Source organism: Streptomyces sp. ISL-43, from assembly GCF_018614195.1.
In the GTDB taxonomy this organism is placed as follows: domain Bacteria; phylum Actinomycetota; class Actinomycetes; order Streptomycetales; family Streptomycetaceae; genus Streptomyces.
Genome location: NZ_JAGGOT010000023.1, coordinates 61,273 through 83,390 on the forward strand (window position 1 = coordinate 61,273; position 22,118 = coordinate 83,390).

General features: G+C 72.9%; 25 protein-coding genes. 16 read left to right on the plus strand and 9 right to left on the minus strand.

Features of this window, described 5'->3' with window-relative positions:
• The first annotated feature begins 90 nt into the window (after window positions 1-90).
• The 4 genes from J7F03_RS13370 (at window position 91) to J7F03_RS13385 (ending at window position 3,932) form a co-directional block, all read left to right on the plus strand.
• Window positions 91-285 (plus strand): hypothetical protein, encoded by a 195-nt coding sequence (locus tag J7F03_RS13370; protein ID WP_214949145.1) that lies wholly within the window; start codon window positions 91-93, stop codon window positions 283-285.
• A gap of 90 nt (window positions 286-375) precedes the next feature.
• On the plus strand, window positions 376-1,284 hold the full coding sequence (gene mshB / locus J7F03_RS13375) for an N-acetyl-1-D-myo-inositol-2-amino-2-deoxy-alpha-D-glucopyranoside deacetylase (protein ID WP_214949150.1): 909 nt from the start codon (window positions 376-378) through the stop codon (window positions 1,282-1,284).
• The gene (locus tag J7F03_RS13380) at window positions 1,281-1,664 is read left to right on the plus strand and encodes a DUF6113 family protein (protein ID WP_214949151.1); all 384 of its coding nucleotides are present in this window, start codon (window positions 1,281-1,283) and stop codon (window positions 1,662-1,664) included. Before mshB ends, J7F03_RS13380 begins: the two co-directional genes overlap by 4 nt.
• 351 nt (window positions 1,665-2,015) lie before the next feature.
• Window positions 2,016-3,932 carry a hypothetical protein gene (locus J7F03_RS13385; RefSeq protein WP_308379454.1) on the plus strand — a complete coding sequence of 639 codons (1,917 nt, stop codon included), beginning with the start codon at window positions 2,016-2,018 and terminating at the stop codon, window positions 3,930-3,932.
• Window positions 3,933-4,233: 301 nt separating this feature from the next.
• Here the strand turns inward: J7F03_RS13385 and J7F03_RS13390 are convergent, their stop codons facing one another.
• Both J7F03_RS13390 and J7F03_RS13395 read right to left on the minus strand, forming a co-directional pair.
• Window positions 4,234-5,025, minus strand: a complete 792-nt coding sequence (locus J7F03_RS13390) for a transglutaminase-like domain-containing protein (protein ID WP_308379456.1) — start codon at window positions 5,023-5,025, stop codon at window positions 4,234-4,236.
• The gene (locus J7F03_RS13395) at window positions 5,022-6,017 is read right to left on the minus strand and encodes a GNAT family N-acetyltransferase (protein WP_214949156.1); all 996 of its coding nucleotides are present in this window, start codon (window positions 6,015-6,017) and stop codon (window positions 5,022-5,024) included. Before J7F03_RS13395 ends, J7F03_RS13390 begins: the two co-directional genes overlap by 4 nt.
• A 117-nt stretch (window positions 6,018-6,134) precedes the next feature.
• Here J7F03_RS13395 and fdxA point away from each other — a divergent pair, with 117 nt between their 5' ends.
• Together fdxA and dapC are read left to right on the plus strand one after the other, a co-directional pair.
• Window positions 6,135-6,464: a ferredoxin gene (fdxA, locus tag J7F03_RS13400; protein WP_030868357.1), complete on the plus strand. Its 330-nt coding sequence runs from the start codon at window positions 6,135-6,137 to the stop codon at window positions 6,462-6,464.
• A gap of 122 nt (window positions 6,465-6,586) precedes the next feature.
• Window positions 6,587-7,687: a succinyldiaminopimelate transaminase gene (gene dapC / locus J7F03_RS13405; protein ID WP_214949163.1), complete on the plus strand. Its 1,101-nt coding sequence runs from the start codon at window positions 6,587-6,589 to the stop codon at window positions 7,685-7,687.
• 94 nt (window positions 7,688-7,781) lie between these two features.
• Here the strand turns inward: dapC and J7F03_RS13410 are convergent, their stop codons facing one another.
• Together J7F03_RS13410 and J7F03_RS13415 are read right to left on the minus strand one after the other, a co-directional pair.
• Window positions 7,782-8,132, minus strand: a complete 351-nt coding sequence (locus J7F03_RS13410; protein WP_214949164.1) for an ATP-binding protein — start codon at window positions 8,130-8,132, stop codon at window positions 7,782-7,784.
• A 226-nt stretch (window positions 8,133-8,358) separates the two neighbouring features.
• Window positions 8,359-9,318 carry a hypothetical protein gene (locus J7F03_RS13415; protein WP_214949165.1) on the minus strand — a complete coding sequence of 320 codons (960 nt, stop codon included), beginning with the start codon at window positions 9,316-9,318 and terminating at the stop codon, window positions 8,359-8,361.
• 87 nt (window positions 9,319-9,405) lie between these two features.
• Between J7F03_RS13415 and dapE the strand changes: the two genes are divergently transcribed.
• Both dapE and J7F03_RS13425 read left to right on the plus strand, forming a co-directional pair.
• Complete coding sequence (gene dapE, locus J7F03_RS13420) at window positions 9,406-10,485, plus strand: succinyl-diaminopimelate desuccinylase (protein WP_214949166.1); 1,080 nt, start codon at window positions 9,406-9,408, stop codon at window positions 10,483-10,485.
• A 64-nt stretch (window positions 10,486-10,549) separates the two neighbouring features.
• Entirely contained in the window at window positions 10,550-11,317 is a 768-nt protein-coding gene (locus J7F03_RS13425; protein WP_214949167.1) for a TIGR00730 family Rossman fold protein, read from the plus strand.
• 85 nt (window positions 11,318-11,402) lie between these two features.
• Here J7F03_RS13425 and folP read toward each other — a convergent pair whose 3' ends face one another.
• Window positions 11,403-12,263: a dihydropteroate synthase gene (gene folP, locus J7F03_RS13430; RefSeq protein WP_214949168.1), complete on the minus strand. Its 861-nt coding sequence runs from the start codon at window positions 12,261-12,263 to the stop codon at window positions 11,403-11,405.
• 76 nt (window positions 12,264-12,339) lie between these two features.
• Here folP and J7F03_RS13435 point away from each other — a divergent pair, with 76 nt between their 5' ends.
• On the plus strand, window positions 12,340-12,675 hold the full coding sequence (locus J7F03_RS13435; protein WP_214949169.1) for a DivIVA domain-containing protein: 336 nt from the start codon (window positions 12,340-12,342) through the stop codon (window positions 12,673-12,675).
• Entirely contained in the window at window positions 12,672-13,250 is a 579-nt protein-coding gene (locus J7F03_RS13440; RefSeq protein ID WP_214949171.1) for a DNA-3-methyladenine glycosylase I, read from the plus strand. Before J7F03_RS13435 ends, J7F03_RS13440 begins: the two co-directional genes overlap by 4 nt.
• Before the next feature lie 136 nt (window positions 13,251-13,386).
• Here the strand turns inward: J7F03_RS13440 and J7F03_RS13445 are convergent, their stop codons facing one another.
• Window positions 13,387-14,190, minus strand: coding sequence for an enoyl-CoA hydratase/isomerase family protein (locus J7F03_RS13445; RefSeq protein WP_214949173.1), 804 nt, complete (start codon window positions 14,188-14,190; stop codon window positions 13,387-13,389).
• 331 nt (window positions 14,191-14,521) lie between these two features.
• Here J7F03_RS13445 and J7F03_RS13450 point away from each other — a divergent pair, with 331 nt between their 5' ends.
• Window positions 14,522-14,689, plus strand: a complete 168-nt coding sequence (locus J7F03_RS13450; protein WP_003966491.1) for a DUF3117 domain-containing protein — start codon at window positions 14,522-14,524, stop codon at window positions 14,687-14,689.
• 193 nt (window positions 14,690-14,882) lie between these two features.
• Here J7F03_RS13450 and J7F03_RS13455 read toward each other — a convergent pair whose 3' ends face one another.
• Complete coding sequence (locus J7F03_RS13455) at window positions 14,883-15,545, minus strand: O-methyltransferase (RefSeq protein ID WP_214949175.1); 663 nt, start codon at window positions 15,543-15,545, stop codon at window positions 14,883-14,885.
• 143 nt (window positions 15,546-15,688) lie between these two features.
• On the opposite strand from J7F03_RS13455, the gene sigE reads away from it, so the two are divergent.
• The 5 genes from sigE to J7F03_RS13480 all read left to right on the plus strand — a co-directional run bounded on the left by sigE (window position 15,689) and on the right by J7F03_RS13480 (window position 20,229).
• Window positions 15,689-16,468: an RNA polymerase sigma factor SigE gene (gene sigE / locus J7F03_RS13460; RefSeq protein ID WP_214949183.1), complete on the plus strand. Its 780-nt coding sequence runs from the start codon at window positions 15,689-15,691 to the stop codon at window positions 16,466-16,468.
• Entirely contained in the window at window positions 16,465-17,112 is a 648-nt protein-coding gene (locus J7F03_RS13465) for an anti-sigma factor (protein ID WP_214949184.1), read from the plus strand. The genes sigE and J7F03_RS13465 overlap by 4 nt, the downstream gene beginning before the upstream one ends.
• 202 nt (window positions 17,113-17,314) lie before the next feature.
• A complete protein-coding gene (locus J7F03_RS13470; protein WP_251071854.1) occupies window positions 17,315-18,790 on the plus strand; it encodes a S1C family serine protease in 1,476 nt (491 codons plus the stop codon).
• Between the two features lie 116 nt (window positions 18,791-18,906).
• Window positions 18,907-19,356 carry a sec-independent translocase gene (locus J7F03_RS13475; RefSeq protein WP_214949185.1) on the plus strand — a complete coding sequence of 150 codons (450 nt, stop codon included), beginning with the start codon at window positions 18,907-18,909 and terminating at the stop codon, window positions 19,354-19,356.
• Between the two features lie 159 nt (window positions 19,357-19,515).
• Window positions 19,516-20,229: a hypothetical protein gene (locus J7F03_RS13480; RefSeq protein WP_214949186.1), complete on the plus strand. Its 714-nt coding sequence runs from the start codon at window positions 19,516-19,518 to the stop codon at window positions 20,227-20,229.
• A 68-nt stretch (window positions 20,230-20,297) separates the two neighbouring features.
• On the opposite strand, the gene J7F03_RS13485 is transcribed toward J7F03_RS13480, so the two are convergent.
• Together J7F03_RS13485 and J7F03_RS13490 are read right to left on the minus strand one after the other, a co-directional pair.
• On the minus strand, window positions 20,298-21,467 hold the full coding sequence (locus J7F03_RS13485; protein ID WP_214949187.1) for an Mrp/NBP35 family ATP-binding protein: 1,170 nt from the start codon (window positions 21,465-21,467) through the stop codon (window positions 20,298-20,300).
• A gap of 42 nt (window positions 21,468-21,509) precedes the next feature.
• Complete coding sequence (locus tag J7F03_RS13490; RefSeq protein WP_374104329.1) at window positions 21,510-22,106, minus strand: DUF1003 domain-containing protein; 597 nt, start codon at window positions 22,104-22,106, stop codon at window positions 21,510-21,512.
• Between the last annotated feature and the right edge of the window lie 12 nt (window positions 22,107-22,118).

Genomic DNA, 22,118 nt, shown 5'->3' on the forward strand with positions numbered 1-22,118 from the left:
TGATCCGTAGCGGACGGTGGGTATGACTCTGCCGTGCACGGAGTCGCGAGTACGCGTACCGATGTCCGCTCGACGTGGAGGTGAAACGCCGTGGCACTATCGATCTCGGCCGTGGTGCTACTGGCGATCGTCGTCTTCCTGCTGGTCCGGCGGTCGGGCCTGAAGACGGGTCACGCGGTGGTCTGTGTGCTGCTGGGGTTCTACCTGGCGAGTTCGACCATGGCCCCGACGCTCTCCCAGCTCACCTCGAACGTGGCGAGCATGATCAGCGGGCTCAAGCTCTAGAGCCCGCCTCCACGGATCTCGCGGGGCCCGCGGGCGTCCGGGCGGCGCCTTGTGGGGTTCCGGGCGCGAGGTCCTCGTAGTCTTGCCCCCATGAACGGTCTTCCCGCCCGTCGGCTCCTGCTCGTGCACGCGCACCCGGACGACGAGTCGATCAACAACGGCGTCACCATGGCCAAGTACGCGGCCGAGGGCGCCCACGTCGCGTTGGTGACCTGCACGCTCGGCGAGGAGGGTGAGGTCATCCCGCCCGGCCTCGCCCACCTGGCGGCCGACCGCGAGGACACCCTCGGCACCCACCGCGTCGGCGAGCTCGCCGACGCCATGCGGGAACTGGGCGTCACCGACCACCGCTTCCTCGGCGGCCCCGGCCGCTTCCGGGACTCCGGGATGATGGGCGCCGAGCAGAACCACCGGCCCGGCGCCTTCTGGTCCGCCGACGTGGACGAGGCCGCCGCGTACCTCGTGGAGGTGATCCGCGAGCTGCGCCCCCAGGTCCTCGTCACCTACGACCCGCAGGGCGGCTACGGCCACCCCGATCACGTCCAGGCCCACCGGGTCGCCACGCGCGCAGCCGAACTGGCCGCCGAGTCCACGTACCGCCGCGACCTCGAAGGGCCGCACGCGATCGAGAAGCTCTACTGGAACCGCGTCCCGCGCTCGGTCGTCGAGGAGGGCTTCGCCCGGCTGCGCGCGGCCGGGGGCGAGGCGCCCTTCCCGGGGCTGGCCCAACCGGACGACGTACCGGGGGTGGTGGCCGACGAGCGGATCACCGCCGAGATCGGCGGGGACGGGACCGCCGGCGAGGCGTTCGTGGCCGCCAAGTCCGCCGCGATGCGGGCGCACGCCACGCAGATCGCCGTGGACGGGCCCTTCTTCGCGCTCTCCAACGACCTGGCGCAGCCGCTGTTCGCCCGCGAGTACTACGAGTTGGCGGCCGGCTCGCCGGGCGCCCCGGCGGGCGAGCGCGAGCGCGACCTCTTCGCGGGGGTGCGGGTGTGAGCGGTACGTGGACACCGGGGCGGATCGCCGCTCTGCTCGTGCTGTTGGCGGCGGGCGTGCTGACCGGAGCGGCCGGCTGGCTCGTGGTGGACCTGTGGTTCCCGGGCGGGCTGGTGCTGGCCCTCCTCGCCCTCTTCGGGCTGTTCCTCGGCGGCCGCCTCGCCCTGGGAACCGGGATCGGCGTGGGAGCGGGCGCCGTCGGCTGGTTCCTCGCCTACGTCATCCTCAGCGTCCCCCGTGCGGAAGGGGACTTCCTGTTCAGTTCGTCCGGAATCGGTATGTACGCCTACCTTTTGGGCGGAGTGGTGCTCGCTGTGATGTGCGCCACGATCAGCGGACCGGGAGAGCGGCCGATTTCGGCCGCCCGGCCCGCCAAGTGACGTGCCGTCGGACGATTTCGGCGGGCTGACGAGCCGCTCCGCGGACTTGTGGCGGGTGCTCCGGGGCGCTCGCGGGGGGCGCAAAGGGGGTCAAGAGGAACCCTTCGCTCCCCGCGGCTGAGTGCGTGCGGGCGGCGGCCAGTATGGTGGACGGGCCGCCGAGCTGCCCGCGCACGGTATGACGGGCGGCGGAGCCAATCGGGAGAGCCTGCCTTGAGTCGTGAAACCGCGAGTTCGTCCTCCGGGCCCAACGGGCGCGGTGGAGCCGCCTACCCCTCGGGAACACCGCCGTATGGAACCGGCCAGTACCCGTCCACGGACGCTGCGGCGACCACCCCGGAGGAGAGTTCTGTGACCGTACCGCCTGCCAAGCCGTCCGCGGCCGATTCCGACGGGCCGAAGACGGAGACCACCCTGACGACCCGGATCCGGATCAACATCCCGGGTTCGCGGCCGATTCCGCCCGTGGTCGTCCGCACGCCCATGCCCGAAACCGAGGCCGAGCCGAAGCCCGCACCGGCCGCCGCACCGGCGCCCGCGCCCGAGCCGGCCGCGCCCGGCCCCGAGGATTCGGCCAGCAACTGGTTCGCGCCGCGCCACGACACGCCCGCGCAGGGCTTCGCCCAGCCCCCGGCCGGGCCGCGCCCGCCGGCGCCCGCGGGCCCCGGCACCGGCCTCGCCGTCGGCCCCGGCCGGATGTCCGGCCAGGCTCCGGCGGCGCCCGGCGCGCCGCGCTACGACACGCCCGTGCAGGGCTTCGCCCAGCCCCCGGCCGGGCCGCGCCCGCCGGTGCCCGTGGGCCCCGGCGGTGCCCGCGGCCCCGGCGTGGGCTCCGCCCCCGGCGGCGGCTCCGGCTTCGCCGCGCTGCCGGCCGGCTCCGGCGGTCCCCGTCCGGGTGCCCCCGGCGGCCCCGGCTTCGGTCAGGGCCCCGGTCAGGGCCCCGGTCAGGGCCCCGGCCCCGGTCAGGGTCCCCGCCCCGGCGGGCCGCAGCAGCCCGGTGGGGGCGCCTCGTACGGCTCCGGACCCGTCTCCCCGGCCCTGGGAGCCCCCGCCTGGCCCGGCGAGGCCGGCCCGGCCACCCCGCCCGGCGGCATTGCCACCGGCCCGGGGATGCCCGGCTACGGCTCCGGCCCCGCCGGGCCGACCGGCGGGCCCGTGCTGGGGACCGTACCCGTCGGCGAGTCGCGGGAGGCCGGCTGGCCCGGCCCCGAGCTGGACGCCACCGGGCACCCGGCGGCGGTGCCCGCTCCCGCCCCGCGCCCCGCCATGGGAGCGGGCGCGCCCCTCCCGACCGCGAAGCGCAAGGTCCCCGCCAAGCCCGCCAAGAAGAAGGGCCGCAACAAGCTGGTCCTCGCCGCCGGCGGCCTCTTCGCGCTGTTCGGCGTGGCCTACGGCGCGGGCCTGCTCCTCAACCACTCCGACGTCCCCAAGGGCACCACCGTCCTCGGCGTCGACATCAGCGGCACCCGCGACGAGGCCGTCGCCAAGATCCAGACGGCCTTCGGCAACCGTGCCGCCGCCCCGCTCCAGCTCATGGTGGGCGGCAAGACGGTCGAGCTGAAGCCCGAGAAGGCCGGCCTGAGCCTGGACAGCCAGACCACCGTCCGCAACGCGGCGGGGAGCGACTACAACCCCGTCACGGTCATCGGCTCCCTCTTCGGCAGCGAGCGCGCCGCCGAACCCGTCGTGCCGACCGACGACGAGAAGCTGCAGGTCGCCCTCCAGGAGCTGGCCGGCGCCGCCGGTTCCGCCGTCGAGGGCACCATCACCTTCGATACCGGCAAGGCCGTCGCCGTCCCCGGCAAGCCCGGTTCCACGCTCGACGTGGACGGCTCCACCGACCTGGTCGTCAAGGCCTTCCGCGCCATGATCGCCACCGGCAAGTCCGACCCGGTCGAACTCCCGGTCACCACCAAGGACCCGGTCGTGGACCAGGCCGAACTGGAGCGGGCGATGAAGGAGTTCGCCGAGCCCGCGATGTCCGCCAACGCCACCGTCAAGATCGGCACCAAGCCCATCGCCTTCGGCGCCAAGTCCCTGCCCAAGATCCTCAGCATGCAGGTCGTGGACGGCCACCTCGTCGAGAAGTACGACCTGGAAGCGCTCAAGTCGACCTACGGGAACACCTTCGACGGCATCCTGATCACGCGCGGCACCGGCGAGAAGACCGCCGTCACCCCGCAGGACGTCGCCGGAGCCCTCGGCAAGGCGCTGCGCGGCAAGACGCCCGCGGAGCGGACCGTGGTCGTCGACACCAACGCGAGCTGATCCGGATCCGAACCGCATCGACAAACCGCTGACCAGAGCCCCTTCCCGGAAGCCGGGGAGGGGCTCCGGCGCATCCCCGTCACCCCCGCCGCATGACAACCGTCATGCACCTCCCACGATGCGGGACACTGCCGCGCGGACCCCCGTACGGGGGAATCTCGATCCATGAAGACGAAGACCACGGCGACGCGGTCCAGCGCCGCCACGCAGCCCGCCGCCGGCAACCGCGCCGGAGCCCCCGTGGTGCGAGGCACCGCATCCGACGCCGCGCGCTGATCCACCGGGGACTACAGGACAGCCCTTAGTTGAGCAGGGCCCTGGCCGACATCGCCTCCGCGCGGATACGGGCCGCCGACGGCGGGTCGATCACGTCGACGACCAGCGCGTACGCCTCCATCTCCGCCGCGCCCGACGCGAACTCCCCCCGCTCCACGAGCAGCTTCGCCCGCTCGTACCGCAGCGCCGCCGGATGCGACGGCAGGAGCAGCGCCAGGTCCAGCGCCCACAGCGCCACCCCCGAGTGCTCGGGCCGCGCCGAGGCCCACGCCCGGATGTTGTTCAGGATCCGCCGGACGATGTCCAGCGTCCGCGCGGCGGTCCGCGGCCCGGCCGCCAGCTCCGCCGGACCCGCGCCCAGCGACGCGCCCCCCGCGAAGGGGTCGACGACCACGCCCTCCTCCGGATCCCCGAAGCCCACCACGAAGTGCCCCGGCAGAGCCAGCCCGTACACCGGCGCCCCGGCCCGCCGGGCCACCTCCAGCCAGACCACGGACAGCAGGATCGGCAGCCCCCGGCGCCGCCGCAGCACCTCGTGCAGGAACGAGGACGAGAGCCGGTCGTAGTCGGCCGGGGTCCCGTGGAACGCCAGCTGACCGCCCAGCAGTCCGGTCACCGCCGAGGCCCACGCGCGAGCGCCCCGCAGCCCGTACGGCAGCATCCCCGCCAGCCGGTCCAGCTCGATCTGCGCCCAGTCCATGACCCGTTCGTCGAGCTCGGGGTCCCCCTCCGCGGCGAGCAGCAGGCACAGCACGGCCAGGTCCGGCCGCTCCGCCCGCGCCTCCGCGGCGAACTGCTCGCGCCACGACGAGGTCACACCGCCGCCCCGCGGTAGTGGTGGTAGCTGTGGTGCGCCGAGAAGCCCATCCCGTCGTACAGCGCCCGCGCCCCCGCGTTGTCGGTCTCCACCTGGAGCCACGCCGCCGACGCGCCCTCCTCCAGCGCGCGCCGCGCCAGCGCAGCCATCACGGCCGTCGCCAGGCCGCGCCGCCGGTGCTCCGGATCGACCTCGACCGCCGCGAAGCCGGCCCACCGGCCGTCCACCACGACCCGCCCGATCGCCTGCCCGGGCAGCACCGCGAACCACACCGAGGGCCCTGCCGTCAGCACCCGGCGGGCCGTCTGCGGGTCGCGCACCCGCCCGTAACGGCCGAGCCACTCCTCGTCCGGGGCCCGGGTCAGAGTCACGTCCCCGACGGCGGGAAGAGCCGCGTCGTCCACGTCGGCCAGCGCCGCCAGCCCGCCGGTCGACACCTGAGCCGAGACCTCGCGGACCCAACCCCGGTCCTCCAGCGCCGCGCACAGCACCTCCTGCGTGCCCGCGGCCCCCGTCGCGGCCTGGACATAGGCCGGAAGTCCTCTTTCCGCGTACCAGGAGGTCACTCGCGCGAGTGCATCGTCCAGCGGCATCCCCGGGTCGCCGAGCGGCAGCACGGAGTTGGCCCGGCGGGTGAAGCCCTCGGCCGCGCGCAGCGTCCACTCGCCCAGCGGCTCGCTCTCCAGCGGCACCCAGGCCCGCGCGGCTGCCCTCGCGAGCTCCTCGAAGGAGGCCGCCGGACCCCTGCGACGGGCCGGCGCGGCCGGTACGACCTTGCCCGCGACCAGCGCGGATTCCGCGATGCGGACGGACTCGCCGGTCTTTCGTGTGATCGTCAGCACACCCCTGTTCCAGGATGTGAGAACCCCTACCGTGTCCGTGAAAGCGAAGGCCCCGCCGGACTCGCCCTCCACCCGTCGTACAGAGACTCGTTTGCCCACGTCAGCGGGTGTAATCCGGATCTCCAGCCGTCCACCGGCAGTGATTTCCACAGCTCTGTCCGCCCCTCCTGTTCGGATCGTGCCCGGGAACGGAGATACTAGAGGCGGGCATCGACGACGCCGCGCTCCCGCGCGATATGGAAAGCCCTACCGAGGAGGAACGAGAGCGTGACCTACGTCATCGCGGAGCCTTGTGTCGACGTCAAGGACAAGGCATGCATCGAAGAGTGCCCCGTCGACTGCATCTACGAGGGCCAGCGGTCCTTGTACATCCACCCGGACGAGTGCGTCGACTGTGGTGCGTGTGAGCCGGTCTGCCCGGTCGAGGCCATCTTCTACGAGGACGACACTCCGGAGGAGTGGAAGGACTACTACAAGGCGAACGTCGAGTTCTTCGACGAGCTCGGTTCGCCCGGTGGTGCTTCCAAGCTCGGCCTGATCGAGCGTGACCACCCCTTCATCGCAGCGCTTCCGGCGGACATCAACCCGAGCCACTGACGGTCGGTACCGCCTGAACCGCCACCTCGGTCCCGTCCGGCTCACAGCCGGACGGGACCGAGGTGTTTCACCCACGCAACGAACACACGCACGGAACACCTGGAAAGCGAAAAGAGCGCATCGTGGCCGCAGTCTCAGCCCGTCTTCCCGTCTTCCCCTGGGACAAGCTGGAGCCGTACAAGGCGACGGCGGCGGCCCACCCGGACGGCATCGTCGACCTGTCCGTCGGCACACCCGTCGACCCGGTGCCGCAGCTGATCCAGCGCGCCCTGGTCGAGGCCGCGGACTCCCCGGGCTACCCCACGGTGTGGGGCACGGCCGCCCTGCGCGACGCGATCACCGGCTGGGTGCGCGGCCGCCTGGGCGCGAGCGCCGCCGGGCACCGCAACGTCCTGCCGGTCGTCGGCTCCAAGGAGCTGGTGGCCTGGCTGCCGACCCAGCTGGGCCTCGGCGCCGGCGACCAGGTGGCGTACCCCCGCCTCGCCTACCCGACGTACGAGGTCGGCGCGCGGCTGTGCGGCGCCGAGCCCGTGGTCTACGACGATCCCACCACCGATCTCGACCCGGCCCGCGTGAAGCTGCTGTGGCTCAACTCCCCGTCCAACCCCACCGGTGCGGTCCTCCCCAAGGAGGAGCTCGTACGGATCGTGGCCTGGGCGCGCGAACACGGGATCCTGATCTTCAGCGACGAGTGCTACCTGGAGCTGGGCTGGGAGGCCGAGCCCGTCTCCGTCCTGCACGACGATGTCTGCGCGGGCTCGTACGAGGGCATCGTCAGCGTGCACTCGCTCTCCAAGCGGTCCAACCTGGCGGGCTACCGGGCGGCCTTCATCGCCGGTGACGCCGAGGTCCTCGGCGAGCTCCTGCAGATCCGCAAGCACGGCGGCATGATGACCCCGGCCCCGGTGCAGGCGGCCACGGTGGCGGCGCTGGGCGACGACGCGCACGTCGAGGAGCAGCGGGCGCGCTACGCGGCCCGCCGCGAGGCGCTGCGCAGGGCCCTTCAAGCGCACGGCTTCCGCATCGAGCACAGCGAGGCCAGCCTGTACCTGTGGGTGACCAGGGACGAGCCCTGCTGGGACACGGTCGCCCACCTCGCGGCGCTGGGAATCCTGGTCGCGCCGGGCGACTTCTACGGCGAGGCGGGCGCGCGCTTCGTCCGCGTGGCCTTCACGGCCACGGACGAGCGCGTCGAGGCGGCGGTCAAGCGGCTGGCGCTCTAGATCGTCTCTTTCCCGGCCGCGAGTCGGCTGTGCACGGCCCGAGGGGGCCGGGAGTTCGTGCTCCCGGCCCCCTCGGTGTTCGTGCGGACGGCTGCTAGCCGAGCGGCACACCGCCGGGCAGTCCGCCCGGCAGTCCGCCCGGCAGGCCCGCGGGGAGCCCGCCGAGGAGGGCGCCCGCCGTGCCGGTCAGGTCGCCGGGGGCGGCCGGGAGGGCCTTGGTGGCGGTGCCCGCGGTCTCCGTGGCGGTCGTGGCGGCGTCACCCGCGGCGTCACCGGCGGTGTCACTCGCGGCGGCCGGCGCGTCCTGTGCGGTGAGCGCGCCCAGCTGCGGCACGGACTCCAGGCCCGCGGCGCTGGCCGCGCCGGCCGCACCGACCACGGGAGCTGCCCCGGCTGCGAGGAGCAGCGCGGTACGGGCGATCCGGCGGGTCAGGGGGAGGGACATGTTGCTCCTAAGCGGTAGCGGCTGAGTACGCCGGTACAACCGCTCTCGGGGGGCGGTGAGTTGCGGAGCAGGTAGGTAAAGGATCAGTAACGCATCGTTTAATCGGCTTCCGGGACAACCGCATTGGATGCGCGCCGACCTGCGCTTGTGCGTCCGCCAGGGCCCTCCGGTCCGATGTACGAGTCACCCCCGCACGGGGGACGCTTCGCACGCCCGAGCGGGCGGCTCAGGCGCGCAGGAAGATCCGGATCCGGCCCGGACCCGCGTCGAGGGGATCCCCGGCGCCCGCCTTGGCCCCCGTACCGCCCGTGCGCTGCCAGTCGCCGCCGTCCTCGCCCGCGATCCAGGCACCGGAGACGTACGAGACCCGCGTGATCCCCAGCTCACGGGAGTTGGCCACCGCCCACTGCGAGAGCACCTGCCCGGAGCGCACCGCCGCCTCGCCGCCGTCGCCCTTCGCGACCAGGGTCACCTCGGCCGCACCCGCGGTCCCGGCCGGCTCCGCCGGCATCGTGTGCGGCCCGCTCTTGCCGATCAGCCGGGACAACTCCGCCCGGACCTCGGCCGGATCGCCGGCCTGGGCGGGCGCGGGCCCGGCGCACTCCAGGTGCCCGCCGCCGGTGAAGGCCGTCGTCAGGACGGTCGCGTCCGGCTCGTGCTTCGCGTACGCCTGCGGGAAGGCGCTCAGCTGCACCTTCTGCGCCGCCACCGTCAGCGGAAGCCGCGAGTACCCCTTGACCTCGGCCAGCCGCTCGTAGAAGATCCCGGCCGAGTACACCGGGTCCATGATCTGCGCCGGCGTGCCCCAGCCCTGCGAGGGCCGCTGCTGGAACAGGCCGAGCGAGTCCCGGTCGCCGTGGTCGAGGTTGCGCAGCGCCGACTCCTGCATGGCCGTCGCCAGCGCGATCGTCACCGCCCGGTCCGGCATCCCCTTGGAGACGCCGACGGCGGCTATCGTCGCCGCGTTCGCCGCCTGTTCCGGGGTCATCTCGTAGTGCCGGCCCTTGCCGCCCTTGCCGCCGCCCATGGCGTTGACCGAGGCCGTGCAGTACGGCGCACCGCCGCCGCCGTTCGAAGCGCGCTGCACGACGAAGTAGCCGGCGACCGCCACCAGCACGAGGAAACCGGCAGCCCAGCGGAGCGGGCGCCGACGGCGGCGGGGGCGGGGCTGATCGGTCTGCGACACGCCGCCCACCGTACTGGAGCCGCCCCGCGGGTCCATCGGCCGGACGGACACGGCTTCGCCGCAGCCCGTGGGGTTAGGGTCAGCTCCATGTCCCCATCCGAGCTGGACCTCACCCAGGACGCCGCCGAGCTGACCGCCCGGCTCGTCGACATCCCCTCCGTGAGCGGCGACGAGAAGGTACTCGCCGACCTCGTGGAACACGCGCTGCGCGGCCTCCCGCATCTGGCCGTGGACCGCTTCGGCAACAACGTCGTCGCCCGCACCCACCTGGGCCGCGCCGAACGCGTCGTACTGGCCGGGCACCTCGACACCGTGCCGATCGCCGGCAACGTGCCCTCCCGCCTCGACGAGAACGACATCCTGTGGGGCTGCGGCACCACCGACATGAAGTCGGGCGTCGCCGTGCAGCTGCGCATCGCCGCGACCGTGCCGGAGCCCAACCGCGACCTCACCTTCGTCTTCTACGACCAGGAAGAGGTCGCCGCCGACCTCAACGGCCTCGGCAAGGTCGCCGCAGCCCACCCCGACTGGCTGACCGGCGACTTCGCCGTCCTGCTGGAACCGTCGAACGCCGAGGTCGAGGGCGGCTGCCAGGGCACCCTGCGCGTCCTGCTCCGCACGGCCGGCGAGCGCGCCCACTCCGCGCGCAGCTGGATGGGCTCCAACGCCATCCACTCGGTGAGCCCGATCCTGGCCAAGCTGGCGGCGTACGAACCCCGCAAGCCCGTGATCGACGGCCTCGAGTACCACGAGGGCCTCAACGCGGTCCGCATCGAGGGCGGCGTCGCCAACAACGTCATCCCCGACGCGTGCACGGTGACGGTCAACTTCCGCTACGCCCCGGACCGCAGCGAGGCCGAGGCGCTCGCCCACGTACGGGAGGTGTTCGCCGACTGCGACATCGCCGAGTTCGTGATCGACGACTCCTCGGGCGGCGCCCTCCCCGGCCTCGGCCACCCGGCGGCGGCGGCCTTCATGGAGGCGGTCGGCGGCCGCGCCATGCCGAAGTTCGGCTGGACGGACGTCTCCCGCTTCAGCGCACTGGGCGTCCCGGCCGTCAACTACGGCCCGGGCGACGCCCTGCTGGCCCACAAGGTCGACGAGCGCGTGGAGACGAAGGCGATCCTCCACTGCGAGGAACGACTCCGCGCCTGGCTGACCTCCTGAATTCCGCTTCTCGTCACCTTTGTGCGCCTACCCTGATCCAACGATCAGCAGGAGGGAGCACATCATGGGCAACCACCGTAACTCCGACGGGGACGCTCGTCGTCGGCCCGAGGAGCAGCAGCTCGGGCCGGTGCTGAGGAGGCGGGGCCAGGTGCAGGCGGGCAGTACCACGGACCAGCGGCTGCTGGATTCGGCCGGGCCCTCCGAGTGGGTGCACACCGATCCCTGGCGGGTCCTGCGCATCCAGTCCGAGTTCATCGAGGGATTCGGCACGCTGGCGGAGCTGCCGCCGGCGATCAGCGTGTTCGGCTCGGCGCGTACGCCGGCGGGATCGCCGGAGTACGACGCGGGCGTACGGATCGGCGGAGCGCTCGTCGAGGCGGGCTTCGCGGTGATCACGGGCGGCGGCCCGGGTGCGATGGAGGCGGCCAACAAGGGCGCGCGGGAAGCCAACGGCATCTCGGTGGGGCTGGGCATCGAGCTCCCCTTCGAGCAGGGGCTCAACGAGCACGTGGACCTGGGCCTGAACTTCCGGTACTTCTTCGTCCGCAAGACGATGTTCGTGAAGTACTCGCAGGGCTTCGTCGTCCTGCCGGGCGGCCTCGGCACGCTCGACGAGCTCTTCGAGGCCCTGACCCTGGTTCAGACGCAGAAGATCACCCGCTTCCCGATCGTGCTGTTCGGCACGGAGTACTGGAGCGGGCTCATCGACTGGCTGCGGAACACGGTCATCGCCCAGGGCAAGGCCTCCGAGCGCGACCTCTACCTCTTCCACGTCACGGACGACGTGGACGAGGCGATCGCGCTGGTGACGAAGGAAGTCGGCAAGTAGCCGGCCGGTACGGGCGCCACCCGTAGGCGCACCCCCCCGGCGGGCGACCGCCGGGGGTCGCCCGACGGCCGGTCGGGCCGGGGGCTCAGGCCAGGCCGCGGCGGGCCACTGCCGGGGGGCGGTGGCCCTGGATCGAGCGGACCATGTCCAGGATCTGCTTCGTTTCCGCGACTTCGTGGACGCGGTAGACCTGGGCGCCGAGCCAGGCCGAGACGGCCGTGGTGGCCAGGGTGCCCAGGAGGCGTTCCTTGACGGGCTTGTCGAGGGTCTCGCCGACGAAGTCCTTGTTCGACAGGGAGACCAGAACCGGCCAGCCCGTCTCGGTCATCTCCGCGAGGCGGCGGGTCGCCTCCAGGGAGTGGCGGGTGTTCTTCCCGAAGTCGTGGCCCGGGTCGATCATGATCGCGTCGCGGCGCACGCCGAGTGCCGCCGCGCGTTCGGCGAGGCCGACCGTGACGCGCAGGATGTCCTCCATCACGTCCTCGTACGAGGTCCGGTGCGGCCGGGTCCGCGGCTCGACCCCGCCCGCGTGGGTGCAGACGATGCCGGCGCCGTAGCGCGCGGCGACCTCCGCGAGCTTCGGGTCGACACCACCCCACGCGTCGTTCAGCACGTCCGCGCCGGCCTCGCAGACGGCCTCGCCGACCTCGTGCCGCCAGGTGTCGACGCTGATCACCACGTCCGGGTGGCGGCGCCGCACGTCGGCGACGAAGCCGACCGTGCGCCGGGCCTCCTCGGCCGCGTCCACGTGCTCGCCGGGCCCCGCCTTGACCCCGCCGATGTCGATGATCGCCGCGCCCTCGGCCACCGCCTGCTCGACCCGGTCCAGGGCCGGCTCGTCGCGGAAGGTCGCGCCCTGGTCGTAGAAGGAGTCAGGGGTCCGGTTCACGATGGCCATGATCACCGGCTCGTGGGTGTCGAACTCGCGCCTGCCCAGTCGCAGCATCCTGCTCTTTCCTCCTTCGGCGGCCTTTGCGCCTCGCCTGCGACCTTAACCTGGTGGCCGGAATCTCTCAGGGGAGTTGATCGTGTTCGCGTTCTTGCTCATCGCGCTGGTCGTGGTCGTCGCTGCGGTCACCCTGGCAGTGGCCGGCGGGGGATCCGAGGCCGTCCTGCCGGAGGCCGAGCCGGACCGCGTGTCCGACGCCCTGCCGGAGAACCGTCCCGTCGTCCGGGCGGACATCGACGATCTGCGGCTGCCCGTCGCTCCGCGCGGGTACCGGATGGCCGAGGTGGACGACGTACTGGAGCGGCTGGCGGCGGAGCTGGCGGAGCGGGACGCGCGGATCGCGGAGCTCAGCGCCGCCGTGGCGGCCGGGGCCGGCTCCGTGGGTCTGACCAAGGCCGCCGAGCAGTGACCGGGGTCCTCGCCGGTCCCGACGGCGGGCTGCGGTGCCCCTGGGGGCTGGCCACCGAGGACTACATCGCCTACCACGACACCGAGTGGGGCCGGCCGGTCCACGGGGACGACGCCCTGTATGAGCGCCTGTGCCTGGAGGCCTTCCAGTCGGGGCTGTCGTGGCTGACGATCCTGCGCAGGCGCGAGGGGTTCCGGGCGGCGTTCGCGGGCTTCGAGATCGGCAAGGTCGCGGAGTTCGGCGCGGCGGACGTGGAACGGCTCCTCGGCGACGAGGGGATCATCCGCAACCGGGCGAAGATCGAGGCGACCCTCGCCAACGCGAAGACCCTGGCCGGGTGGGGGGCGGGGGAACTGGACGCCCTGATCTGGTCCCACGCGCCGGCGCCGGGGCGCGCCGCTCCCAAGGACACCGCGGAGATACCGGCGGTGACTCCGGAGTCGACGGCGCTGGCGAAGACGCTGAAGAAGGCGGGCATCCGCTTCGTCGGCCCGACGACTGCGTACGCGCTGATGCAGGCCTGCGGGCTGGTCGACGACCACCTGGTCCGCTGCGTGGCGCGCGGCCCGTCCTGACGGCGCCCGGGCCCCGCGGGGCCGGGGACCAGGGCGCCGGGCCGGACCCCGCACGGCGGGAACCACGGCCGGGCCCCACGGCCCGGACAGGGCCGGGGGCAGCGGCAGCGGCAGGCAGGGGTAGGAAAGGGACGACCTAGCGGCCCAGGTACTCCGGAGCCTGCTTCGCGAGGAAGGCCGCGACCGCGATGCCGTGGTCCTCGGAGGCTCCCGCGCGGGCCTGGAGGGTGTCCTCGTGCTCCAGCGCCTCTTCGAGTGACCGCGAGGCCCCGTACGCCAGGGACTCCTTCAGGGCCGCGTACGCGACCGTCGGGCCCTGTGCCAGGCGCCGGGCCACGGCCGCGGCCTCCTCGGCGAGCTGCTCCGAGGGGACGACGCGGTTCGCGATGCCGAGGTCCAGCGCTTCCTGGGCCTTCACCGAGCGGGGGAAGAACAGCAGATCGGTGGCGCGGGACCCCCCGATCAGACGAGGCAGCGTCCACGAGACGCCGGAGTCCGCGGTGAGGGCGACCCCCGCGAACGAGGTGTTGAAGGACGCGGTGTCCGCGACCACGCGGAAGTCCGCCGCCAGCGCGAAGCCGAAGCCCGCGCCCGCCGCGACGCCGTTCACGCCCGCCACGACCGGCTTCGGCATCTCCGTCAGCGCGCGGACGATCGGGTTGTAGTGTTCCGAGACCGTGCTCATGGTGACCGAGGAGCCGTTCTCGCGGTCGGCCGCCAGGGAGCCGATGTGCTCCTTGAGGTCCTGGCCGACGCAGAACGCCCGGTTGCCGGCGGCGGTGAGCAGGACCGCCCGTACCGCCGTGTCCGAGGCCGCCGCCCGGACCGCGTCGCGCAGCGCGACCTTGGTCTCGGTGTTCATGGCGTTCATGGCTTCCGGACGGTTGATCGTGATGGTCGCGAGTCCGTCGGTCACTTCGTAGAGCACGCTGTCGGCCATGGCGGGGGTCCCCCTTCGTCGCGGGCTGGCTACCGGCCGGTACCGGCCGGTGCAAGGGTCAGCATGGCGGACCGGAACGCGGTCGCACATGTGATGTGCGTCAAACAAAGCGGACGGCTGGCGTGGTGTGCGGCGGCGAAGTATCGCAGGCGGGTCCCCGAAATGAGTGGTTTTGGTCGAGCGCGTTGCACAAGCGTTCCCGGCCGATGTTGGTCATCGGGTCCTGACATGCGGGATAATGGCCTGGAAGCAATGTGTTCGATGCCGGGTATTAGGCGCCTGAACGGGGCCGTCGGCTGACGATGAGCTGGTTTCAGGAAGGGGAACGAGCATGGCGGCCATGAAGCCGCGGACGGGCGACGGCCCGCTCGAGGTCACCAAGGAGGGGCGGGGCATCGTCATGCGCGTACCGCTCGAGGGCGGCGGTCGGCTCGTCGTCGAGCTGACTCCGGACGAGGCGGACGCCCTGGGTGACGCCCTGAAGAAGGTCGTCGGCTAGCCCTCGCGAGGGTACTGACGCACCGACTGAAATCTCTGCACTGCCCCGGTCGCACACCGCGCCCGGGGCAGTGTTGTATACGGGCCCCGGATCAGGGGCCGGGTGCCCGGGGGTTGCGGGCGTCCACGAGGTCGCGTGCCTTACGGGGCCGCGTGTCGCGGCGGGGCGGAGCGGTGGGGTCCGCGCTCAGCGCTCAGCGCCGGACCGCGCACAGCAGGCCGTCGCCCACCGGCAGCAGGGCGGCCTCCAGGGCCGGGCTCTCGCGGACGCTGCGCAGCAGCTCGCGGACGCGGAGCACCTCCAGCGGCTGGGCCGCGGAGTCGACCGTACGGCCGTCGGAGAAGACCCCCTCGAAGCAGACAAGTCCGCCGGGGCGCAGCAGGCGCAACGATTCGGCGAGGTAGTCGAGGGACTCGGAGGGGTCTCCGTCGCAGAAGACGAGGTCGTATCCGCCGTCCGCCAGCCGGGGCAGCACGTCGAGGGCGCGGCCCGGGATGAAGCGGGCGCGGTTGCCGGCGAAGCCCGCGGCGCGGAAGGCCTGGCGGGCGAAGGCCTGCCGGTCGGCTTCGGGATCCACCGTGGTCAGCACCCCGTCCGGGCGCATTCCGTGCAGGAGGTGGATGCCGGACACGCCGGTTCCGGTGCCGATCTCGGCGACGGCCTTGGCGTCCGCGGTGGCGGCGAGCAGGCGCAGCGCGGCCCCGGTGCCGGGGGAGACAGAGCGCAGTCCCGCATCCCTGGACCGGTCGCGGGCCCATCGCAGAGCGTCGTCTTCGGCGACAAACGCGTCGGCGAACGCCCAGCTCGTCTGCCGGTTGCCGGTAATGACCCTCTCCTGTCCCCATAGTTGGCGCAACGGTGACTGTATCCGCTGGAGTCGGGAACCCGCAGATGGGACCGGGCGTTGAGAGCACTGGAGGCACAAAGGCGGTCCGGGACCCGAGACCCGTGCAAAGTTACTGCAAAAATGCTTATCCGGAGCTGACGGGAGGGGTGGCTATGGTAGGGAATCCGCTGGACACCACCAGAGCCGACAGGGGAGGTGCGGCTGCGCCTGTGGATCGTGGGGGTGTTCTCAGACGCCTCTTCTGGTCGGCCGGTGAGCCGAAATCCGTGACCTACATTGCTGACCGCTTCCGCACCGCAGACACCGCAACCACCGCGAGCTTTGCCGCCGATGCGGGCTCCCAGGCGTGGACACCTCCCTCGTGGGAGGAGATCGTCAGCACGCACAGTGCGCGGGTCTACCGCCTGGCCTACCGCCTGACGGGCAACCAGCACGACGCCGAGGACCTGACGCAGGAAGTCTTCGTCCGCGTCTTCCGCTCGCTGTCCACGTACACGCCCGGCACCTTCGAGGGCTGGCTGCACCGGATCACCACGAACCTGTTCCTGGACATGGTCCGCCGCAAGCAGCGCATCCGCTTCGACGCGCTCGCCGACGACGCCGCCGAGCGGCTGCCGAGCCGTGAGCCGTCCCCGCAGCAGGCGCTGCACGACACCCACTTCGACGCGGACGTGCAGCAGGCGCTGGACACCCTCGCGCCCGAGTTCCGCGCGGCCGTGGTGCTGTGCGACATCGAGGGCCTGTCCTACGAGGAGATCGCCGCCACGCTGGGCGTGAAGCTCGGCACCGTGCGCAGCCGTATCCACCGAGGCCGTTCGCACCTGCGCAAGGCGCTCAAGCACCGGTCTCCCGAGGCCCGTGCGGAGCAGCGCGCGCTGGCGGGAGTGGCTGTGGGCGCGCCCGGCGCAGGGGGAGAGGGCGGAGCCGAGTGAGCGGGATCAGTCCGTCCCCGTCGCCTGCCGAACAACACCTGGGCGACCGGCTCGCCGCCCTCGTGGACGGGGAGTTGAGCCACGACGTGCGCGAGCGGGTGCTGGCGCACCTGGCGACGTGTCCCAAGTGCAAGGCCGAGGCCGACGCGCAGCGGCGCCTGAAGGCCATGTTCGTCGAGAGCGCGCCGCCGCCGCTGTCCGCCGGGCTGCTGGCGCGGTTGCAGGGACTGCCGGGAGGCAGCCCCGAAGGTCCGTCGGGTCCCTTCGGCCCGCCGCCGGGCTCCGATCCCTTCTCCTCCTTCGCCTACGCGCCCCCCGCGGCGGCCCCGGCGCCCCAGCCCGGCTTCCGGATACACGAGGTGGGCCGGCCCAGGCGCCGCTTCGCGTTCGTGGCCGCCGGAGCGGTGTCGCTCGCCGCGATCGCGCTGGGCGGCTCGCTGCCGATGGACGCGATCGAGCCCAACGCCCGGGGCGAGGCCCCCGCCGCGCGTCCGGGCCCGGTGGTGCCGGTGTTCGACACGGTGGTCCGGGAGAACCGGCTGCCGAACCCGGGCGCCGTCCCGACGCTGCGCTCGACCCTGCCCGTGGCCTCCGCCCCGGTCTCCCCGTCGCCCTCGGCCCGGCCGGTGTCCCTGTCCCGCTGACGGCCTGTGGCGTCCCGCTGACGTCCCGCCGACCGGGCCGCCCCTCGGGGGCCACCCGCGAGGATGCCGGGGCCGCGGCGTGCGCCGGGAAGGCGGGAAGCCGTTGTGTGCGCCCCGCCGGTGGGGTGGGGGCGGGACCTGGTTGAATCGGCGGCACATGCCGCCCCGGTGGCCGGCGGAGCCAGGTACGCGGGGAGCGCCCATGTCCGACAGTCAGCAGACCGATCCGGCCCCGGCTCCGGTCCCGGTGCCCCGCTGGTGGAGCCGTCCCGGGGAGCCCGCCGAGGCGCGCGAGGCACCCGTACCGTCCCCGCGGGCCGGATCGGACGCCGACCAGGACACCGGCCGGGAAGCCGCCCAGGACACCGACCAAGACGCGGCACCCGCCCCGGCTCCCGTGCCCCGGTGGTGGAGCCGGCCCGACGGGCCGGTCGAGCTGCGCGAGGCACCCGTACCGCCCCCGCGGGCGGCGTCGGGCGACGCGGATCCCGAGACAGGGCCGAAGTACGACCCCTGGACCGCCGGGCCGCTGCAGACGGTCGACCGGGGCAAGGCGGGGCCCCGCCGGATCCGGCTGCGCCGGAGCCTCGCCCTCGGCATCGGGGCCGCCCTCCTCGCCGGCGGCGTCGGCGGCTACCTCGGCGTCCTCGCCGAACGGCAGGCCAACACGCGCCTGGAGCTCCCGCAGGCGGCCTCCGCCGCCGACAGGGGCCGGGCACCCGACAGCGTCGCCGGAATCGCCGCCACCGCGCTGCCCGGCGTGGTGACCCTGCACGTCAAGGGCGCGCAGAGCAGTTCGACGGGCACCGGCTTCGTCCTCGACGGTCAGGGCCACATCCTCACCAACAACCACGTCGTCAACGGCGCCCAGAACATAACGGTCACCTTCAGCACCGGCGAGAGCGTCGCCGCCGAGCTGGTCGGCGGCGACACCGGCTACGATCTGGCCGTCGTCAAGGTCACCGGCGTGCGGGGCCTGCGCCCCCTCGCGCTCGGCAACTCCGAGAACGTCGAGGTCGGCGACCCGGTCGTGGCCATCGGCGCCCCCTTCGACCTCTCCAACACCGTCACCGCCGGCATCATCAGCGCCACCGGCCGCCCCATCACGGCCGGCGGCGACAAGGGCGACGGCAGCGACGTCAGCTATGTCGACGCGCTCCAGACCGACGCCCCCATCAACCCGGGCAACTCGGGCGGCCCGCTCCTCGACGCCAAGGCCCAGGTCATCGGCATCAACAGCGCCATCCGCGGCGGCGGGGACGACGGTGACGGCGGCGGCGAGGGTTCGGGGCAGCAGCGCGGCAGCATCGGCCTCGGGTTCGCCATCCCCGTCAACCAGGGCAAGCGCGTCGCCGAAGAGCTCATCCGCACCGGCCGCGCCACCCACCCCGTCATCGGCGTCACCCTCGACATGGAGTACTCCGGCGACGGGGCCCGCGTGGGGGACAAGGGCGAGGGCGGGAAGCCGGCCGTCACCGCCGGCGGGCCGGGTGCCCGTGCGGGGATCAAGCCGGGCGACGTGATCACCAAGGTCGACGGCGTACGCGTACACGGCGGCGACGAGCTCGTCATCAAGATCCGGGCCCACCGGCCGGGTGATCCACTCACCCTCACGGTGCTGCGCGAGGGCCGGGAGCGCACCCTGGAAGTGGTCCTCGGGTCGGCGAACGGATCGTGACGGGAGAGTGAAAGCAGGGCCGGTCCGGCAATCGGCCGGTCCTGGTGTATTGGCCTGCGGACCCGGCCGGGTACCGTGGGTCCGGCCGGACGTGAAGAGAGCCGAGGAGCGGCAAGGTGTTCAACGACATAGGCGCACTCGAGCTGGTCACGATCGTGGTGCTCGCCATTCTCATCTTCGGCCCGGACAAGCTGCCCAAGGTCATCCAGGACGTCACGGGCGTCATCCGGAAGATCCGCGCGTTCTCGGACAGCGCGAAGCAGGACATCCGCTCCGAACTCGGCCCGGAGTTCAAGGACTTCGAGTTCGAGGATCTGAACCCGAAGAACTTCATCCGCAAGCAGCTGACGGAGAACGAGGACCTCAAGGAGATCCGGGGCAGCTTCGATCTCCGCAAGGAGCTCAACGACGTCACCGACGCGGTGAACGGCAAGGAGGCCGACCCGGCCCCGGCCGCCGCCGGCGGCTCCGCCGCGCCCGCGCCGGGCGCCGGACCCGACATGGTGAAGAAGTCCGCCACCCCGGCGCAGGACCAGCGCGCGCCCTTCGACGCCGACGCCACCTGACGCCACCCGATACCACTCGCGCGCCTGCCTGCCCGGCGATCCGGGGTCCGATGGCTATCCTCCATGAGTCCGGACCCAGGACGCCCGAGCGAGGGGGTCCCCCCCAGCGACGCGAGGGGGAGGGCCGTTCCGGACCCCACGGAACGAGAGGCCGCTCAAATGGAGACGACGCGCAGTAGCCGGGTAGGCGCGCAGCCCGCCGAGGCATCCGCACCCCCGCAGACCGACCCGCAGGAGCATCCACAGCCCCAGGACGCGGCCGCCGCGCCGGTCCCGGCGGCCCGCCGGGCCGCGGAGGGCTACCTGCGGGCCGACTTCCCCTGGTACGGCCTGGACGGCGCCTTCACCGGCCCGCGCTGGCTCATGCAGGTCGGCACCGGCGCCGACGGCAGCGTGGAGCACGGCTCCACCGGCCACGGAGACGAACCCTCCGCCCGGGGCGAGATCGCCACCGGCGAGAAGGAGCGCTTCGCGGTGGTCGTCACCGTCGCGAGCAACCCCCTGCGCCGCAGCGGCGACGGCACCGGCGTCCTGGAGGCCACCTCGGTCTCCTCGGCGGCCTGGCTGGCCGGCTCGGGACTGCTGGCCTACAGCTGGCCCGGGCAGATGGACCACAGCCTGCGCGACGACTGGCTCGACCAGCAGACCGAGGCGGCGTGGGAACTGGCGGACGCGCTCGACGGCGAGGACTGGTCGACGCTGTCCCTGCCGGTGGATGGGGAGCCGACGCCGTTTCACTACCGTGAGTCGGAGTTCGGGTGGGTGCTCGCGGGTTCCACCGGGAGCGGAGTCCACCTGGGTGCGTACGGGCGGGGGATGAGCGCGTACGGGCTCGGGTTCTCGGTCATCGGGGACCTGGCGGCGTACGAGTGACCCGGTAAGGGAAAGGGCACCGCCTGGCGGCGGTGCCCTTCGTGGTGCCGTTCGCGCTGCGCTGAGCGTCAGAACTTGTTGCGCGGGGTGATTCCCAGGGACATGCCCGCCAGGCCGCGGGCGCGGCCGCCCAGCTTGCCGGCGATCGCGCGCAGTGCCGCGCCCGCGGGGGAGTCGGGGTCGGACAGGACGACCGGCTTGCCCTCGTCGCCGCCCTCGCGCAGGCGGACGTCGATCGGGATCGAGCCGAGCACCGGCACCGTCGCGCCGACCGTCTTGGTCAGGCCGTCGGCGACCTTCTGGCCACCGCCCGAGCCGAACACGTCGACCATCTCGTCGCAGTGCGGGCACGGCAGCCCGGACATGTTCTCGACGACGCCGACGATCTTCTGGTGCGTCTGCACGGCGATCGAGCCGGCCCGCTCCGCGACCTCGGCCGCCGCCTGCTGCGGGGTGGTCACGATGAGGATCTCGGCGTTGGGCACCAGCTGGGCCACGGAGATCGCGATGTCGCCGGTACCCGGCGGCAGGTCGAGCAGGAGCACGTCCAGGTCGCCCCAGAACACGTCGGCCAGGAACTGCTGGAGTGCTCGGTGGAGCATCGGACCGCGCCACACCACCGGCGCGTTGCCCGGGGTGAACATGCCGATGGAGATGACCCTCACGCCGTGCGCCGACGGCGGCATGATCATGTTCTCGACCTGGGTGGGGCGGCCCTCCACGCCGAGCATGCGCGGCACGCTGTGGCCGTAGATGTCGGCGTCGACGACGCCGACCTTGAGGCCGTCGGCCGCCATCGCCGCGGCCAGGTTGACGGTGACCGAGGACTTGCCGACGCCTCCCTTGCCGGAGGCGACCGCGTAGACGCGGGTCAGCGAGCCGGGCTGGGCGAAGGGGACCTCGCGCTCGGCGGTGCCGCCGCGCAGGGTCGTCGCGAGCTCCTTGCGCTGCTCGTCGCTCATCACGTCCAGCGTGACGGCGACCGAGGTGACGCCGGGGACGCGCTGCACGGCCTCGGTGACGAGGTTGGTGATGGTCTCGCGCATGGGACAGCCCGACACGGTCAGGTACACGGTGACGGCGATCGCGCCGTCATCGCCGATGTCCACCGATTTGACCATGCCCAGCTCGGTGATCGGCCGGTGGATCTCGGGGTCGTTCACCGTCGCCAGCGCGTCCAGGATCGCGTCCTGCTCGGGTACGGCAGCGGCGGAGGCGGAGCTTGTGTCGGTAGCCATGCCCCGATGGTACGGCGCGGTAGCGGGCCTCGGGAAAGGCCGTCAGCGGTCGCCTTCGTCACTCTCTGCGGGGAATAGCCGCCGCTCGTCCATCTCTTTGATCAGGTCCTGGAACTCGGAGCGGATCCAGTCGCGCGTGGCGACCTCGCCCAGGCCCATCCTCAGGGCCGCGATCTCCCGCGTCAGGTACTCGGTGTCGGCCAGGGAGCGCTCGTTCTGCTTGCGGTCCTGCTCCAGGTTGACCCGGTCCCGGTCGTCCTGCCGGTTCTGCGCGAGCAGGATCAGCGGAGCCGCGTAGGAGGCCTGGAGCGACAGCATCAGCGTCAGGAAGATGAAGGGGTACTGGTCGAAGCGCAGGTGCTCCGGCGCGAAGATGTTCCACAGCACCCAGACGATGATGACGACGGTCATCCAGACGATGAACCGGCCCGTGCCGAGGAACCGCGCCACCCGCTCCGACAGCCGCCCGAAGGCCTCCGGGTCGTACTCGGGCAGCAGCCGCCGGCGTGCCGCGCGCGGCAGGTCCAGCCGCGCGCGCGAGCGCGTCAGGGCGCTCGCCCCGGTGGACTGGCCGGCCTTCGCCCGCTCGCCGCGCTCGAAAGAGGAACGTTCCGCCCGCTCCGCGGCCGCCTCCGACAGCCCGAACTCGCG

Coding starts and splice junctions, on each gene's coding strand:
- mshB (WP_214949150.1), top strand. CDS start 376: ATGAACGGTCTTCCCGCCCGTCGGCTCCTGCTCGTGCACGCGCACCCG.
- J7F03_RS13410 (WP_214949164.1), bottom strand. CDS start 8,132: ATGTCCCTCCCCCTGACCCGCCGGATCGCCCGTACCGCGCTGCTCCTC.
- dapE (WP_214949166.1), top strand. CDS start 9,406: ATGTCCCCATCCGAGCTGGACCTCACCCAGGACGCCGCCGAGCTGACC.
- J7F03_RS13425 (WP_214949167.1), top strand. CDS start 10,550: ATGGGCAACCACCGTAACTCCGACGGGGACGCTCGTCGTCGGCCCGAG.
- folP (WP_214949168.1), bottom strand. CDS start 12,263: ATGCTGCGACTGGGCAGGCGCGAGTTCGACACCCACGAGCCGGTGATC.
- J7F03_RS13445 (WP_214949173.1), bottom strand. CDS start 14,190: ATGGCCGACAGCGTGCTCTACGAAGTGACCGACGGACTCGCGACCATC.
- J7F03_RS13450 (WP_003966491.1), top strand. CDS start 14,522: ATGGCGGCCATGAAGCCGCGGACGGGCGACGGCCCGCTCGAGGTCACC.
- sigE (WP_214949183.1), top strand. CDS start 15,689: ATGGTAGGGAATCCGCTGGACACCACCAGAGCCGACAGGGGAGGTGCG.
- J7F03_RS13470 (WP_251071854.1), top strand. CDS start 17,315: ATGTCCGACAGTCAGCAGACCGATCCGGCCCCGGCTCCGGTCCCGGTG.
- J7F03_RS13480 (WP_214949186.1), top strand. CDS start 19,516: ATGGAGACGACGCGCAGTAGCCGGGTAGGCGCGCAGCCCGCCGAGGCA.
- J7F03_RS13485 (WP_214949187.1), bottom strand. CDS start 21,467: ATGGCTACCGACACAAGCTCCGCCTCCGCCGCTGCCGTACCCGAGCAG.